This window comes from Hyphomonas sp. TMED31, from assembly GCF_002172815.1.
Classification (GTDB): domain Bacteria; phylum Pseudomonadota; class Alphaproteobacteria; order Caulobacterales; family Hyphomonadaceae; genus Hyphomonas; species Hyphomonas atlantica.
The window spans coordinates 1-13,857 of sequence record NZ_NHCK01000025.1 but is presented as its reverse complement, the minus strand read 5'-3'; the positions used below and the strand labels follow the sequence as shown (position 1 = coordinate 13,857).

Below are 13,857 nucleotides of genomic sequence, written 5' to 3'. Positions count from 1 at the left end.
CGGTCGAGGCGGCCGGCAGGATAGACTCGCGGGACTGCCAGATAGTCTGACAATGTCTCGCGGGTGCTGGCCAGCGTGCCTTTGTCGGTGAATTGCGACAGCACATTGAAGGGTTTGTTGAAGGCGATCAGGCGCGTCATCGGTCTTGCTCATCTGGCAACAGNCCTAGGGCTGCGGCGGCAACNGGGGTGCGGANCCAGATCCAGCTACCCGTGCCTTGGCTCTCCCCGCCGGGCTCATCGGTTTCGATCCAGCCCATTGCGCGATAGAAGGCGCGGGCACGTATATTCGCCGTGTTGCATTTCAGCGATAGCGAGCTGCCATATCTCATCATTGTGGCAACCATCAGAGACCGGCCAATGCCGCGGCGATGATAGTCGGGGTCGACAAAGAAATGGTGCAGGAAGTGTTCGGCGTCCCAGATGCTGGCAAATGCGACCGGNCGACTGTCCTCTTCGGCGACCAGTATGCTTTCGCCTTCGGTCTGGCGATTGAATTCGGTCTNNTCNNTNNGCTCAATGCCGGCCAGCGGGAACACGTCCCGACTGGCGCGGAAAAGAATGGAGGCAAGTGCCTCCCGGTCTGATGAGACAGCGTCCCGGATCAAGAATTGACCACTTCGCGCAGNGTTTTCAGCGTGCGCAGCAGGCCTTCGGCGGATGAGATAGGCAGGCAGCTCGGTCCGTCGCACAGCGCCTTGTCNGGATCGGTGTGGAANTCNAGGAACACGCCGTCGGCACCTGCTGCGATCGCAGACTTGGCGATGATCGCCACGCCATCCCGGCGACCACCCGTCGAGGCCCCTCCGGTGCGTGGGTCTGCGCCCGGCAGCTGGACAGCATGGGTCGCGTCGATTGTCACCGGGCAGCCGAGTTTCTGCATTTCCGAAATGCCGAGCATGTCGACCACCAGATTGTTGTAACCGAAGCTGGAGCCGCGTTCGCACAGGATTACGCCGACATCTGCGGCTTCACCAATCTTGGAGACGATATTCTTGGTGTCCCACGGCGCGATGAATTGGGCTTTCTTCACCTGGACGATACCGCCGGCNGCAGCAGTGGCCTGAGCAGTCGCNACGACGAGATCGGTCTGACGGCACAGGAAAGCCGGGATTTGCACGATGTCCGCGATTTCGGCCACGGCTTCAGCCTGGCCNGGCTCGTGAAGATCGGTGCAGATTGGCACGCCCAGCTTTGCCTTCACGCTGGCCAGTGTGCGCAACCCGTCCTCAAGGCCGGGNCCACGATAGGATTTGATGGAAGAGCGGTTCGCCTTGTCGAAGCTCGCCTTGAACACATAGGGCAGCTCCAGCTGCTCGCAGATGCGCTTGAGCTCTCCACCGATTTCCAGGGCGAGGCCCTCATCTTCCAATACGTTCAGGCCAGCAATCACCGACAGGGGTTTGCCGGTACCAATGCTCCAGCCAGAGGTCTTGTGGGTCAGCGCGTTCATGGGGTGCTCCGCTCAGAAGTTTAGCGTGAGATAGCGCTGTTTCGGCCAAAACGTAACCCGGCGCAGTCAGGGCATATCAGAATCAAAGAAGCCGCCCTCTGGGGCGGCTTCCGTGAGTCCTCGGGACTCAGCAAGTTCGGCAGCGTTTCAGCATACCTTCAAATATCTCTATGCGCCGACAGGAGGCTGCTCCGGCCGGGCACCACAGGATATAAACTTGTTGATCCCTCTGGTTTTCTCACTCGACATGAATCACCTCCTTTCAAGCGTGCAACAGGCACGAACTTTGTCCAGAACCATCCCGGACGAATCAAAGTTAAGCATGATTTGCGCCATTACAAAGTTAACTTCCGGGCTTTTTTGGAAGACAATTTCGTGACGCACAAAAAACGCCCGGGCAGGGGGCCCGGGCGCTGCGGCTTGCTGATTTCGACAGGGCTGGAAATCCTAGTCGTAGGCCAGCGCGCCAACTACCAGGCCAATGATGGCCCCTGTTGCGACGGAGGCGAGCACAGCGTCGCCACTGCGATGATCGCGCACCCAGTAATGTCCGGGCGGCGGGGCATAGAGCCCATAGGTGTGGTAATCGGTAATGTAGACCGTGTGCTGGTGCGGACGGTACCAGCCGCCGACATGGTAACGCGGCGTGTAGCCTTTCCGGTAATACGGGCCATAGGCGCGGCTGTATCGCGAATAAGCATGGCGTGGCGGAGCATAGTGGCGGTACGCGCGCGGCGGGGCACGATAGGCGTGGCGCGGTGCAGGCTTGTAGTGATGCCGTTTCGCGTGGTGGCCTTTTTTGTAGTGGTGATTGTTGCGATGGCCGCGATTGTAATCCCTGCGGTGATGATCATTGCGGTGTCCGCGATCTCCGCCGCGATGGCCCCCATCATGATATCCACCCCCGCGATGATGATCACCGCGGCCGCGATCTGCATAGGCCGCTGGGGCAGCGAGAAGGCCGATCGTCGCTGTGGCGGCGACCAGCGTGGTAAGGGTCTTGAATAGTTTCATGGCAGGCTACGTCTCCGACTTGTCGCCCTGGAATGAACCTCCGGTCCGGGGCGGCCTGATCCCGCAGTTTTGCGGGCTGATGCAGCGAACCTAGATGTGCGGGGCTGAACTCTCGCTGAACACCATGTTAAGGAAACGCCATGGCCGAGTTCGGAGACATTCGTATCAACGACACGCTGACGCTGCCCGCCTGGGAAGTGTCGGAGGCGTTCGTGCGCGCGTCAGGGCCGGGCGGGCAGAACGTGAACAAGGTCTCGACGGCGGTCCAGCTGACCTGGCATGTCGAAGCATCATCGCTGCCGCCCGATGTGAAGACGCGGTTTGCCAAGCTCTATGCCAATCGCATCACAAAGGATGGCCGGCTGGTGCTGGAGGCGTCCGAGCATCGCAGCCAGGCCCTGAACCGGGAAGCCGCGCGCAAGCGCCTTGCCGAAATGATCCTGCGTGCCAGCCGAAAGCCGAAGCGCCGTATCAAGACAAAGCCAACCTATGGCAGCGTCAAACGCCGCATCGCCGCCAAGAAACGTCGCGGGGAAATCAAGGCCTTGCGCGGAAATGTTGATCCAACGGACTAGGACCGGTCAGCAGCACCCGCCTACGGGCGCAGGTCCGCTGGATGCCTGTGTGTCCGCGAACACATCCGGCGCTGCGCAGCCCGGAAACAAGCCGAAATGGGTCTCTCCCTGGCCAACCACATCGAAATATGGGGCGAACCGCGTTTCCATCAGCATGGCGAGTGTGTTGCCGCAGACGGGAAAGACGCGGCCGGCTTCGATCTCGTGCTCTGCATCAAGACGGAACACGGTTTCCATGCCCTCAATCCCGCCCTTGTAGATGACGGCCTGGCCGTAATCCTCACAGGCTGGCTCCAGACCGTCGAGCTTCATCAGGCGGGCGGTGACGGATGCAAACCGGATCGGCTCCACCCTTGCCTTGAGCACGGGGTCGATGATGCCGAGGCGGCGATGAGACACGACTCGCGGATCTGCAAATCCTGCTGCGCGCGCAATGGACTGGTAGTCGCCCCAGTACAGCGCTCCGGACAGGCATTCGCCATACAGGATGGGGTCATTCACCAAATCCTGCGGGATGCGGCGGTCGGCATACACATCAGAGAAGTAGAGTTCGCCACCCGGCTTGAGCAGGCGATGAGCCTGGCGGAAGACTTCAGGCTTGTCCGTGCAGAGATTGATCACGCAGTTGGAGATGATCAGATCGAAGGAGCCCGGTGCCAGGTCCAGTTCGCCCAGCTTCTCAAGCTCGCCTTTCACGAACCGCGTATTGGGCGCGGCAAAGCCGAACTTTTCCGCGTGCCAGTCTTCATGCGACCGCGCGATGTCCAGCTGTTCATCCGTCATGTCGACGCCGGTGACATGGCCGTCCGGACCGACGAGTTTGGCGAGGGCGAATACATCGCGCCCGGCGCCGCTGCCGAGATCGAGCACTTTCAGACCGTCCAGCGCCGCCGGAATGGCGAGGCCGCACCCGTAGTAGCGAGCGGCCACATCATCATGAACCGCAGCGAGAGCAGCCGATACGTGCGCGGGTGGGCGGGCATCTGTCGTGCAGGCGTCAGTCTTCAGGTCTGAAGACGAGGTCAGCGTTTCGCCGTAATAGGTTTTGACCACATCCTGCATCTGGTTCATGTCACGCTCCGTTTGTCATTTCGCCAGAGAGCCTAGGGCGCTGGATGTATTGTTTCCAGTCACGGATGCGTGTGATGCGCTTAGGCTTTCGGCTTGCCGCGATAGGGGCCTTTTGGCTGGGGCTTTCGAGCGCCGTCAGCCTTGTCGGCGTAAGGGTTCTTGCCCTGACGCACGAACAGGCGGATCGGCACGCCATGCATGTCGAACGCATCGCGCAGATTGTTCACCAGATAGCGCTTGTAGGTTTCCGGCATCTGGTCGCCGCGTGACGCGATCAGAACGAAGGTCGGCGGCCGCGCCTTCATCTGCGCCATGTAACGCGGCTTGATCCGTTTGCCCTGCACGCTTGGGGGTGGGTGGCGCTCGATTGTATGGCGCAGCCAGCGGTTCAGGTCGCCGGTCTTCACGCGCGCGGTCCAGTCTTCATAGACCTTCGCCACGGCGGGCATCAGCTTGTCCGTATGCTTCCCGGTCAGGCCGGAGAGAAACACTACCGGAGCGCCGCCGGCGTTTGGCATCAGGCGATTGGCCAGATCGCGGATATGGCGTGCGGCCTCGTCGGGCTTCTTGACCGTGTCCCATTTGGAAATCACCAGCACAACGCCGCGCCCTTCGCGCAGGGCGAGGTCTGCAATCAGCAGGTCCTGCTTTTCCATCGCCTCATGCGCGTCCATGACAAGCGCTATGATGTCGGCATATTTCAGGGACCGGATGGTTTCGCCTGTCGACATGCGCTCCAGTCGTTCCTGAACCTTGTTCTTGCGGCGCAGCCCTGCCGTATCGACGAGGCGAATGCGGCGGCCTTCCCATTCCCAGTCAATGGAGATGGAGTCACGCGTGATCCCGGCTTCAGGGCCGGTCAGCAGGCGGTCAGATTTCAGAAGCTGGTTGATCAGGGTTGATTTGCCTGCATTCGGACGACCGACAATTGCCAGCTTGATCGGCTTGTCGTCCTTCTTGGGCTCTGGTTCGATGTCGACGTCAGCGGCTTCGATGGCGGCGACGAGATCGTCATCAGAGACGCTGAGATCGTCAATGTCGATATGGGCCAGCTTTTCGATGATGTCTTCGGCGGCGCGGGGATCGTAATCCGGCTCGGCTTCCTGCAGGGCCAGCTCGAATGCTTCCTCGCCCAGTGCCTGACGAATTGCCTCGAACAGTTCGGCAAGGCCTTCGCCATGTTCTGCGGACAGGCCGACCGGCTCACCAAGCCCCAGCGACCAGGCATCCATCACGCCGACCGCGCCCTGCTTGCCTTCAGCNTTNTTNGCGGCCAGCACAATCGGAATGTCTGCCTTGCGGAGCAGGGCTGCGAAATTTTCGTCTTCCGGCGTCACGCCGACGCGGGCATCGATCAGGAACAGCGCCAGTTCCGCCTCGGCAATGGCCGCTTCAGTCTGCTGGCGCATGCGGGATTCGAGGCTGTCATCATAGGCGGTTTCATAGCCCGCCGTNTCGATCAGGATCAGCGGCAGGGAGGCAAGATACCCTTCAGCCTGCTTGCGGTCACGCGTAACGCCCGGCTGGTCATCGACCAGCGCGATTTTCTTTCCGACAAGTCGGTTGAACAGGGTCGATTTGCCCACATTGGGGCGTCCGACGATGGCAAGTTTCAATGGCATGGCTCAGCCCGCTTCAATGCCTTCAGGCGAGGCGCGCCAGCCCGGCGCGGCCTGCTACTGAATGGCAACCAGTTTGGCATCGTCGGTCAGCAGGAAGAGTTTCCCCTGAACGGCGATGGGTTCGATATAGACAGTGTCCTTGATGTCGAGAGAGTCGGTCTGCTCCCCCGTCTGCGGATCAAAGGCCAGCAGNTCGCCATCAGACGACACGATCAGCACGCGGCCCGAGGCCAGNAGCGGCCCGGCATAGCTGATCCGCTTTTTCTTCTTCTTCTCGTTCTTNTACTGACGCAGTTCCGTTACCCAGAAGGCTTCGCCCGTGCCAGCGTCAAGCGCAGCCAGACGGGCATTGGTTCCGATGATGAACAGGTATTGCGATGCCAGGGCAGGGGCCTGGGTCGAGCCGATTGGCTTGGCCCAGACGCGATTGCCGCTGCGCCCGTCAATCGCCACGGTGATGCCGGACTGGCTGGACGCAAACACAAGGCCACCGGCCAGAACCGGGCGGGAGCCGATGTCGTTGATCTCGGAAATCGGCGTGAAGCGGCCGGCCTGCGAAATGGCATCGGTCCACAGCCGGCGGCCATTGTTCGCGAGATAGGCGATGATTTCGCCTGAAGAGTAGGGCGCNATCACGAAGTCTTCGANGGCGGCCGGGCTCGGGCTGCCCAGAACGCGGGCGGTTTCCGCGATNGCCTGATCGCTCCAGTCGGTGTCACCGGTTTCGAGATCCAGTGCAAAAACTTCGTTATTATTGGAGGCCACAAAGATCGAGCCATCCTTGACGGTCGGGGCGCCGGTCATCGGAACACCCAGTTCGCGTTTCCAGATCTCGCTGCCNTCTGCTGCGTTGAGGCGCATGATATAGCCAAAGCCGCTNGCAACGATCAGNGTATCGCCATTCACAGCNAGGCCACCGCCGAGCGCAGTCTTGTCGCGCTTGGTCAGGCCCTTGAGTTCCTTTTTCCAGAGCGTCCGGCCGTTGGACATGTCTGTGGCGTAGATCGTCTGGTCAGCGTCCAGCGTGAAGATCGCGGTTTCGCTGGCCACGGGCGGCGTGGTCACGGCGGATTTGTTGCTGGAACCTTTGCCGACGGAGGTGCGCCAGGCGACCTTCATGTCCTGCGCAGCGATGACATGACCGGGCGCCTTGGCAGGCGTGCCGCCCGCTTCAGGCCAGGAGGTCAGTGTCTGCGCTTCCGGCAGGTCGATGGACTGNGTGGCCAGATCCGGAGATGCTTCGATGGCTTCNTCAGCCAGCACCATNGTGACGCGGCCAGCCTTGTCGAGCTGTTCCTTCTCATCATCCCCGGAATTGCCGAAGAAGGGAATNCTGCTGCAAGCCGACAGGGCAACAAGGGCGGTTGCGGTCGCGGTCAGCTGAAAACGGCGGGAAAGCCTCATTGGCCAGTCTCCTCAATATCGGCGGAATCGGTTTCGGCAGGCGCGCTGCTGTCGTCCGGTGCATCGGTGGCGCCTGCGTCGACCTTGTCTGCGTCAGCAGAAGCGGGGGCAGGCGGAATGGCGGCCAGTGCAATCTCGGCACGGCGTTTCACGCCTTCCGGGGCGGCTGCGTCGAAGCGCAGGCGATTGAACTCNGTGCGGGCNCGGGCGATGTCGCCNGTCTCGAANGCCTTNGCGGCGANNAGTTCGCGGGCNAGCGCGCCGAGCGGGCCTTCATCCTCGACCANGCTGCCGAGCGTCGCTTCCAGATCCTGCATGGACTGGGTATCGACCGAGAAATAGGCCGTCTTGAGGATGGACAGGCGCTCATACGGGCTGCCTTCCACGGCGGCGGCGGCCGACAGGGTGCGCGTGGCGCTGGTGGCGTCTCCGCCCCCTTCATACTGGGTCTGCGCCAGATATTGCGCGGCCAGCGGGGCGATCTTGCCATTGCCTTCGGCCAGTTCGCGGAAGGCGGCTTCGGCCTCTACATACTGATCGTTTTCCAGCAGGTTCAGCGCGGTTTCGAATGCCAGGGCACGCTCATTGCGGGCCTGTTCGGCTTGCGGGCGCAGGACAAATTCGTTGAGAGCCACAGCCCCCACGAGCAGCGCCGCCGCGCCATAGATGAACGGCCTGTAGCGTTTCCACAGGCCTTCCATCTTGTCCTGACGGATGCTTTCTTCGACTTCGTCAAAAATGTCGCTCAACGGGGCGCTCCGATCGGGTAATCTGATTTCGGGGGGAACCTAGACGTGCCTGCGTCCAGCTGCAACGTGTCAGGGCTGTTTGGCATCAGGTTTTCGCAGGGAATAGGTCTCTGCCTGGCCGGGGAATTCGCGGGACCGGACATCGGCGGCAAACTTGCCAATGGCGGCATCTATGTCGGTGCGCAGGTCACCATAGCGGCGCACGAATTTCGGAGCCCAGTCGAACAGGCCCAGCATGTCCTGTGTGACCAGCACCTGACCATCACAGCTGGCCGAAGCCCCGATGCCAATGGTCGGNCAGCTCACCTCAGCGGTGATCTCGTCTGCCAGATCCCGTGCGACGCCCTCGATCACGATGGCAAATGCGCCGGCCCGGTCCGCCGCGCGGGCCTCGTTCAGCACGATATCGCGTTCAGAGCCGGTGCGGCCCTTGGCGCGGAAGCCGCCATCCACATTGATTGCCTGCGGCCGCAGGCCGACATGGCCCATCACCGGAATGCCGCGCTCGACCAGATGCGCGATCTGGGTGGCTGCATAGGCGCCACTCTCGATCTTCACGGCCTGACAGCCGGTTTCCTTCATGATCCGCGCGGCATTCAGGAAGGCCTGNTCCTCGCTGGTCTCNTAGCTGCCGAAGGGCATGTCCACNACCACGAANGCCTGTTGGCTGCCGCGCATGACGGCCTGACCGTGCAGGATCATCATTTCCATCGTNACGCCGACCGTGGAGGGCAGGCCGTGGACCACCATGCCAAGGCTGTCGCCTACCAGGATCAGATCGGCATGCGGGTCCATGATCTCGGCCATCGGCGCGTCATAGGCGGTCAGGCAGACCAGCGGCTCCCCGCCCTTGGCGGCGGCGATGTCCTTGACGGTCTTGCGGGAAATTCGGGTTTGTTTCGACATGGCCAGCGACTTAGCCTGCCTCAGACCGGCGAGCAAGCGGCGGACGCCGGGCCTGCCATTGACGGGCGGTCAGCTGCGGCCCTTCGGGAAGTGCTGGGTGGCGGAGGTGATCTCGACCCAGTCATGCCGGGTCTCTTCCCAGACAGACCGGACAGGCGCTGGAAAGTGTGGATCTGCAATGGCCCCGACAGCAATGCCAACCGCGTNCGGGTGCTTCTCCGTGGTCCAGTAAANGNTGGAGCCGCAGACCGGGCAGAAATGGGTGGTGAACGCGCCGCCGCTGTCGGCCTGCCGGGTCCAGGCGCGGCTATNGCCCGAGAAGGAGAGCAGGGCGCGGGGGTAGTAGGCGCCAACGCCAAAGGGCGAGCCCGAGCGGCGCTGGCAGGCCGTGCAATGACAGGCAACCACAGCCGGCGTCACATCTTCGGGCAGGATGANGACCAGCTGGCCGCAGGCGCATTGGGCCTCCATCCGCTAGCCCTTCAGCANGACCGGNACGCCGATCAGCCATTCNTGCAGGTGGAACACGAACACCAGATAGGCCCCGATGCCGATAATGAGCGCGCCGATGTCCCCCAGTGTGGAAGANGGCGCATCGGGGNCAGGGCCGTTGTCCCCGCGCTTCTTGACGGCNATGCGGTCNATCACGGCATAGGCGAGGAAGCTGGTGAAGAGGACNACGGAATTCCATTCGCCATTGGCGATCAGATGGCCCAGCGCCCACAGCTTCACNGCAACCAGCATGGGGTGTTTCAGCGCTTTCTTGATCCGCCCGGCGGGCAGGTAGGCCGCGGCCAGGGCGATCATCGCAGGCAGCATCAGCGCCATCGTGACATGCCGGCCCCAGACCGGCGGGAAATAGAGCGAGCCGATCCAGCGAGCCTGATCATAGCCGATGATGATCAGCACAAAGCCCGCAATCGCCACGAGACTGTAGAGNCCCATATAGGGCGCGTAGCCGAGCCGNTGGCGNAGATCCTTGCCCGGCGCGCGGCTGCGGAAAGCGGAAAACAGATGGACCCCGAAGAACAGGACCAGTCCGGCGACAAGATATGGCATGACAAATTCCTCCCGGTGAGAGGTTTATGCCGAGTCATTCAATTCTGGAAGAAAGCAGTTGGCCTTCAGCTCTCTGGCTCGTCCTTGATCCACACTTCCACTTCGCCCTTCAGCTTCAGCGTCAGGGGGCGGCCCTTGCGGTCGACAGCCTTGCCGGCGGCAACACGGATCCAGCCTTCGGAGATGCAGTACTCCTCGACATTGGTTTTCTCGACGCCATTGAAGCGTACGCCGATCTCACGCTGCAGCAGGTCTGCATCGTGATACTTGCTGGCCGGGTCTAGGGCGAGGCGGTCTGGAAGTGTGTCAGTCATGCTTCGCTCTTTGCCAGCGAATCCGGGAAAAGCAAGTGGCCAGACGCAAGTCTGACGCGGTTTTACACTGTGAAGGTAGCGTTAACGACAAGCTGTGGAATTTTCCGTCACCTAAACCGGGCTTTATAGAACAGGGCTTAAGCGTCGATGCTCAATAGAGTGAATCGTCGATGCAAAGAATTTCCGACATCAAGCACTATCGCGCCATGCTGCACAATGCGCGGTCCATGGATGAGGCCGTGATGATGGAGCAGATTCGGGCGACCACCCANAATCTGCCGGCGCTGTATGTCATGCTGTGTGTTGCGGCGTTTTCACTGGGCCTGTGTTTCCTTGAGGCTGCGCCNCTNTACCTGACACTNGGTATTCCCGCCTTCTTTATTGTNGGGAGTATCCTGCGCATCAGTCACTGGCAGATGTCGCAGGCAGATTTCACCGATCCGGACAAGGCGAAAAGAGATTTCCGGGCCATGGAAATTGGCTCAGTGACCATTTTCATCGTGCTGGGAGGATGGATTTGCCTGCTATTCCCCTATGCGGAAGGGGCTCGCGAGACACAGCTGGCCCTGTTCACGGGGTTGATCGGCCCGGTTGGCATGATGTGTTCCATGCCGCGCCCGCGCATCGTGGCAATCGGCCTGATCGGCACTTTGTTCGTCTTCAGCGCTCTGTTCGTTCTGGCCCATCCGGCGTCGTACAGTTTTATCGTGGTGCCGATGGCGGTGTCCTATCTCGTGTTCTTCAAAGTGTCCTATGCCCACAAGCAACGGATCGTGGAATCCGTAAACCTCCACTCCGAACTGGTTTCAGAGAATGAGCGCGCATCGGGCCTCGCCGAATCCAATCGCTTCCTGGCGCTGTCCGACACGTTGACCGGCCTGCCGAACCGCCGCCGGTTCTTTGANCAGATCAATCTCTTTTTCGACCGGTGCCCGGATGGNGAAATGCCGATNGTNGGCCTGGTTGATCTTGATGGTTTCAAGCCGCTGAATGACGTGTTCGGACATTCTGCAGGNGACGCTGTGCTNGTGGAGACGGCCGCGCGCCTGAAGACCGCAGTTGCCCGNCGGGGCGGNGTGGTGGCGCGCCTNGGCGGNGACGAGTTTGCCTATGTCCTGCCNTGGGATATGNGCCGNNAGGATGTGNTGGACTTTTCCGAGGANCTGGTGAAGCAGGTNGGCCNTCCNGTCATCCTGCCGAGCGGTGATACNAGCCGTGTGTCGGCNTCNATCGGACTGTCCTCCCGGGGCTTTGAAGTTGCCTCATCGAAGGATCTTCTGGAACAGGCGGACTTTGCCCTGTTCCGCGCGAAAGAGCAGGCGGCCGGAGCGGTGGTGGAATTCTCCTCCCGTCACGCTGAAAGCAAGCGCCGCGAAGTGCTTGTCCATCAGGCCTTCAAGAATGCGCGGCTCGACCGCGAAATTCATCTCGTCTTCCAGCCCATCATCGATACGCATGATGGCACGATCAGCCGGTGCGAAGCGCTGGCGCGCTGGGACAGTCCGGAAATCGGCATGGTGCCGCCGGGCGANTTTGTGCCGATTGCCGAGAAGGCAGGCATGACCCAGGAAATGACGCTGGCCGTGTTCCGCAAGGTGATTGCCCAGCTGAAAGTCTGGCCGGACAATGCCTGCATTGCCGTGAACCTGTCTGCGCAGGATGTGAACAGTCNGCAGTGCACGGATTTGATGGCCTCCATGCTGATCCGTCAGCCCCCAAGCTTGCGCAAGCGGATTTCCATTGAGGTGACCGAGACCTCCCTGTTGACGGACTTTACCGAGGTGCACAAGAANCTCATGAAGTTCCGCGAACTTGGCGTGAAGATCGCGCTTGATGATTTNGGCACGGGCTTTTCTTCCCTGCGATANCTGCAGGAGCTGGAATTCGACATCGTCAAGATNGACCGCAGCTTCGTGTCCTCGATCGAGAGCAATGACAAGAGCTTCGGCCTTGTGCGGACCATCAGCCGTCTGTGCCGGTCTCTGTCGATTGCCTGCGTTGCCGAAGGNGTGGAGACGCGCGAGGAGNTGGAGCATGTCCGTGCGGCNGGATGCCATCTGGTGCAGGGCTTTTATTTCTCGACCCCGCTGACGGCTGAAAAGATGCTNCCTTACCTGACGGGCGAGGAAAGCTTTGAGGGCATGGGNACCCTNGTTCCTGTCCCGCGCCGCGACGTGGCCTGAGCCTCGCCTGCAACGGACGTTTCCGATTCTTCTGTCAACTCCCTTCCGGGTGTGATAATTCGGTCTCCATACTGCAATTCTGGCAGTTGGGAGGGGACAGTATGACACTATCGGTTTTCAGCGCAGGATTTGGCCGAACAGGCACAATGTCCTTGAAGCTGGCTCTGGAACAATTGGGATTCGGGCCTTGCCACCACATGATCGAGGTGATCGAGAATGGCGATGCGCAGGTGCCGCTCTGGAATGAGGCGCTGGCCGGGCGCGCGGATTTCGAGGCGATCTATGCCGGCTATGGCGCGGCGGTGGACTGGCCGACCGCCGCCTTCTGGCAGGAGCTCGCCGCCGCGTATCCNGACGCCAAAGTGATCCTTTCCTCGCGCTCAGCCGAGAGCTGGTACAACAGTATTTCCGAAACCATCCTGGCCACGGTCTGGGATGAGGCGTCCTGGCCGCCGCCCGCGGTGGAATGGTTCAGGATGGTCTCCAAAGTGCTGGAGCGCAGCCTGGGCGGTGCCCGCGACCGGGATGGCATCATCGCCGCCTTCGAGGCGCATGAGGCCGCGGTGAAGGCCGCCATTCCGGCCGAGCGCCTTCTGGTGCATTCGGCCAAGGATGGTTGGGCGCCCCTGTGCGCCTTCCTCGATGTGCCGGTCCCGGATGAGCCTTATCCGCGGACCAACACGAAGGAAGAATTCTTCGAACACATGAAGAAGGCCGACGATCTGTAGGGAGACGAGCGTGCCACCCGCACGTGCGACGCCTGTGAGGGCGCTTGGGTCGTTGGTTGGGTTTTCTGGAGGTGGGAAGCGCGGTCAGGTGTCCGGCAAGGGCAAGGGGCCCTGCGTGAAGACATGCGGGATGTACGCGATGCGGCGCGGAGAGGGAGAGGCAATTTGCAGGAGGTCCAGGCTCTCGCCGGGATGGGCGGGCTCGGGGCCGGAGAGGGCGGCTTGATAGGCTTTGGAGGGAGTGAAGCTGAACGGGTCAGGCGTCAGGTCCTCCGGGTCCTTCTCGATCCAGTTGAGATAGACATTGCCGCGCCGGTCGATCAGCGTGCTGAACAGCACGCCCTTGCCGCGCACCGCACGCACATAGGCGCGGATCATCACGATCTGCAGCCAGATCCAGAACTGGTAGGGTTCCAGATGGGCCGGCAGGGGTGTTGCAAGGGGGCGAAACAGCGAGTCCATGCCGCTTAGCCTGCCACAGTGCGAGGGCCTGTCGGATAGGAGCCAAAGAAAAACCCCTGACCTGCCGGGCAGATCAGGGGTTTTCAGAGTTCTGGGCCGGGGAGAGGTCGGATGGTGTCCCCGGATCAATCAGTAACTCTTCGGCAGGCCGAGGACGCGTTCGGCGATGAAGTTGAGGATCATCTCGCGGCTGACCGGGGCGATACGGGCGAGCATGGCTTCGCGCATCATGCGCTCGACATGGTATTCCTTGGCATAGCCCATGCCGCCATGAGTCAGCACGGCGGTCTCGCAGGCGCGGAAGCCGGCTTCGGTGCC

At 61.4% G+C, this 13,857-nt stretch carries 14 protein-coding genes and 2 pseudogenes; 3 read left to right on the top strand and 13 right to left on the bottom strand.

Annotated features, from left to right (window positions below):
• From CBB91_RS04195 to CBB91_RS04180, 4 genes and pseudogenes are all read right to left on the bottom strand, one after another.
• A pseudogene (locus CBB91_RS04195) lies at positions 1-140 on the bottom strand (pseudouridine synthase); the annotation flags it as partial.
• A pseudogene (locus CBB91_RS04190) lies at positions 137-607 on the bottom strand (GNAT family N-acetyltransferase). The pseudogenes CBB91_RS04195 and CBB91_RS04190, both read right to left, overlap by 4 nt.
• Entirely contained in the window at positions 604-1,452 is an 849-nt protein-coding gene (gene kdsA / locus CBB91_RS04185) for a 3-deoxy-8-phosphooctulonate synthase (protein ID WP_273012331.1), read from the bottom strand. Before kdsA ends, CBB91_RS04190 begins: the two are co-directional and overlap by 4 nt.
• Before the next feature lie 447 nt (positions 1,453-1,899).
• Positions 1,900-2,466, bottom strand: a complete 567-nt coding sequence (locus CBB91_RS04180; RefSeq protein WP_051602929.1) for an RcnB family protein — start codon at positions 2,464-2,466, stop codon at positions 1,900-1,902.
• 140 nt (positions 2,467-2,606) lie between these two features.
• On the opposite strand from CBB91_RS04180, the gene arfB reads away from it, so the two are divergent.
• Positions 2,607-3,041: an alternative ribosome rescue aminoacyl-tRNA hydrolase ArfB gene (gene arfB / locus CBB91_RS04175; RefSeq protein ID WP_035555532.1), complete on the top strand. Its 435-nt coding sequence runs from the start codon at positions 2,607-2,609 to the stop codon at positions 3,039-3,041.
• A gap of 6 nt (positions 3,042-3,047) precedes the next feature.
• Here the strand turns inward: arfB and CBB91_RS04170 are convergent, their stop codons facing one another.
• The 7 genes from CBB91_RS04170 to CBB91_RS04140 form a co-directional block, all read right to left on the bottom strand.
• The gene (locus tag CBB91_RS04170) at positions 3,048-4,103 is read right to left on the bottom strand and encodes a methyltransferase domain-containing protein (RefSeq protein WP_035555768.1); all 1,056 of its coding nucleotides are present in this window, start codon (positions 4,101-4,103) and stop codon (positions 3,048-3,050) included.
• 89 nt (positions 4,104-4,192) lie between these two features.
• The gene (der, locus tag CBB91_RS04165) at positions 4,193-5,734 is read right to left on the bottom strand and encodes a ribosome biogenesis GTPase Der (protein WP_273012329.1); all 1,542 of its coding nucleotides are present in this window, start codon (positions 5,732-5,734) and stop codon (positions 4,193-4,195) included.
• A gap of 54 nt (positions 5,735-5,788) precedes the next feature.
• Positions 5,789-7,138 carry a PQQ-like beta-propeller repeat protein gene (locus tag CBB91_RS04160; protein WP_273012328.1) on the bottom strand — a complete coding sequence of 450 codons (1,350 nt, stop codon included), beginning with the start codon at positions 7,136-7,138 and terminating at the stop codon, positions 5,789-5,791.
• Positions 7,139-7,956: 818 nt separating this feature from the next.
• Complete coding sequence (panB, locus tag CBB91_RS04155) at positions 7,957-8,793, bottom strand: 3-methyl-2-oxobutanoate hydroxymethyltransferase (RefSeq protein ID WP_273012327.1); 837 nt, start codon at positions 8,791-8,793, stop codon at positions 7,957-7,959.
• Between the two features lie 69 nt (positions 8,794-8,862).
• Complete coding sequence (locus CBB91_RS04150; RefSeq protein WP_273012325.1) at positions 8,863-9,264, bottom strand: GFA family protein; 402 nt, start codon at positions 9,262-9,264, stop codon at positions 8,863-8,865.
• A gap of 3 nt (positions 9,265-9,267) precedes the next feature.
• Positions 9,268-9,852 (bottom strand): NnrU family protein, encoded by a 585-nt coding sequence (locus CBB91_RS04145; RefSeq protein ID WP_273012323.1) that lies wholly within the window; start codon positions 9,850-9,852, stop codon positions 9,268-9,270.
• A 65-nt stretch (positions 9,853-9,917) separates the two neighbouring features.
• Positions 9,918-10,166 carry a DUF3297 family protein gene (locus tag CBB91_RS04140; RefSeq protein WP_035555553.1) on the bottom strand — a complete coding sequence of 83 codons (249 nt, stop codon included), beginning with the start codon at positions 10,164-10,166 and terminating at the stop codon, positions 9,918-9,920.
• Positions 10,167-10,336: 170 nt separating this feature from the next.
• Here CBB91_RS04140 and CBB91_RS04135 point away from each other — a divergent pair, with 170 nt between their 5' ends.
• Entirely contained in the window at positions 10,337-12,349 is a 2,013-nt protein-coding gene (locus CBB91_RS04135; RefSeq protein ID WP_273012320.1) for an EAL domain-containing protein, read from the top strand.
• 101 nt (positions 12,350-12,450) lie between these two features.
• Positions 12,451-13,077, top strand: coding sequence for a sulfotransferase family protein (locus CBB91_RS04130; protein ID WP_273012318.1), 627 nt, complete (start codon positions 12,451-12,453; stop codon positions 13,075-13,077).
• Positions 13,078-13,161: 84 nt separating this feature from the next.
• Here the strand turns inward: CBB91_RS04130 and CBB91_RS04125 are convergent, their stop codons facing one another.
• Both CBB91_RS04125 and CBB91_RS04120 read right to left on the bottom strand, forming a co-directional pair.
• The gene (locus CBB91_RS04125) at positions 13,162-13,539 is read right to left on the bottom strand and encodes a hypothetical protein (RefSeq protein WP_273012316.1); all 378 of its coding nucleotides are present in this window, start codon (positions 13,537-13,539) and stop codon (positions 13,162-13,164) included.
• A gap of 129 nt (positions 13,540-13,668) precedes the next feature.
• The coding region (locus tag CBB91_RS04120) for an acyl-CoA dehydrogenase family protein (RefSeq protein ID WP_273012314.1) at positions 13,669-13,857 on the bottom strand (189 nt) is incomplete at its 5' end.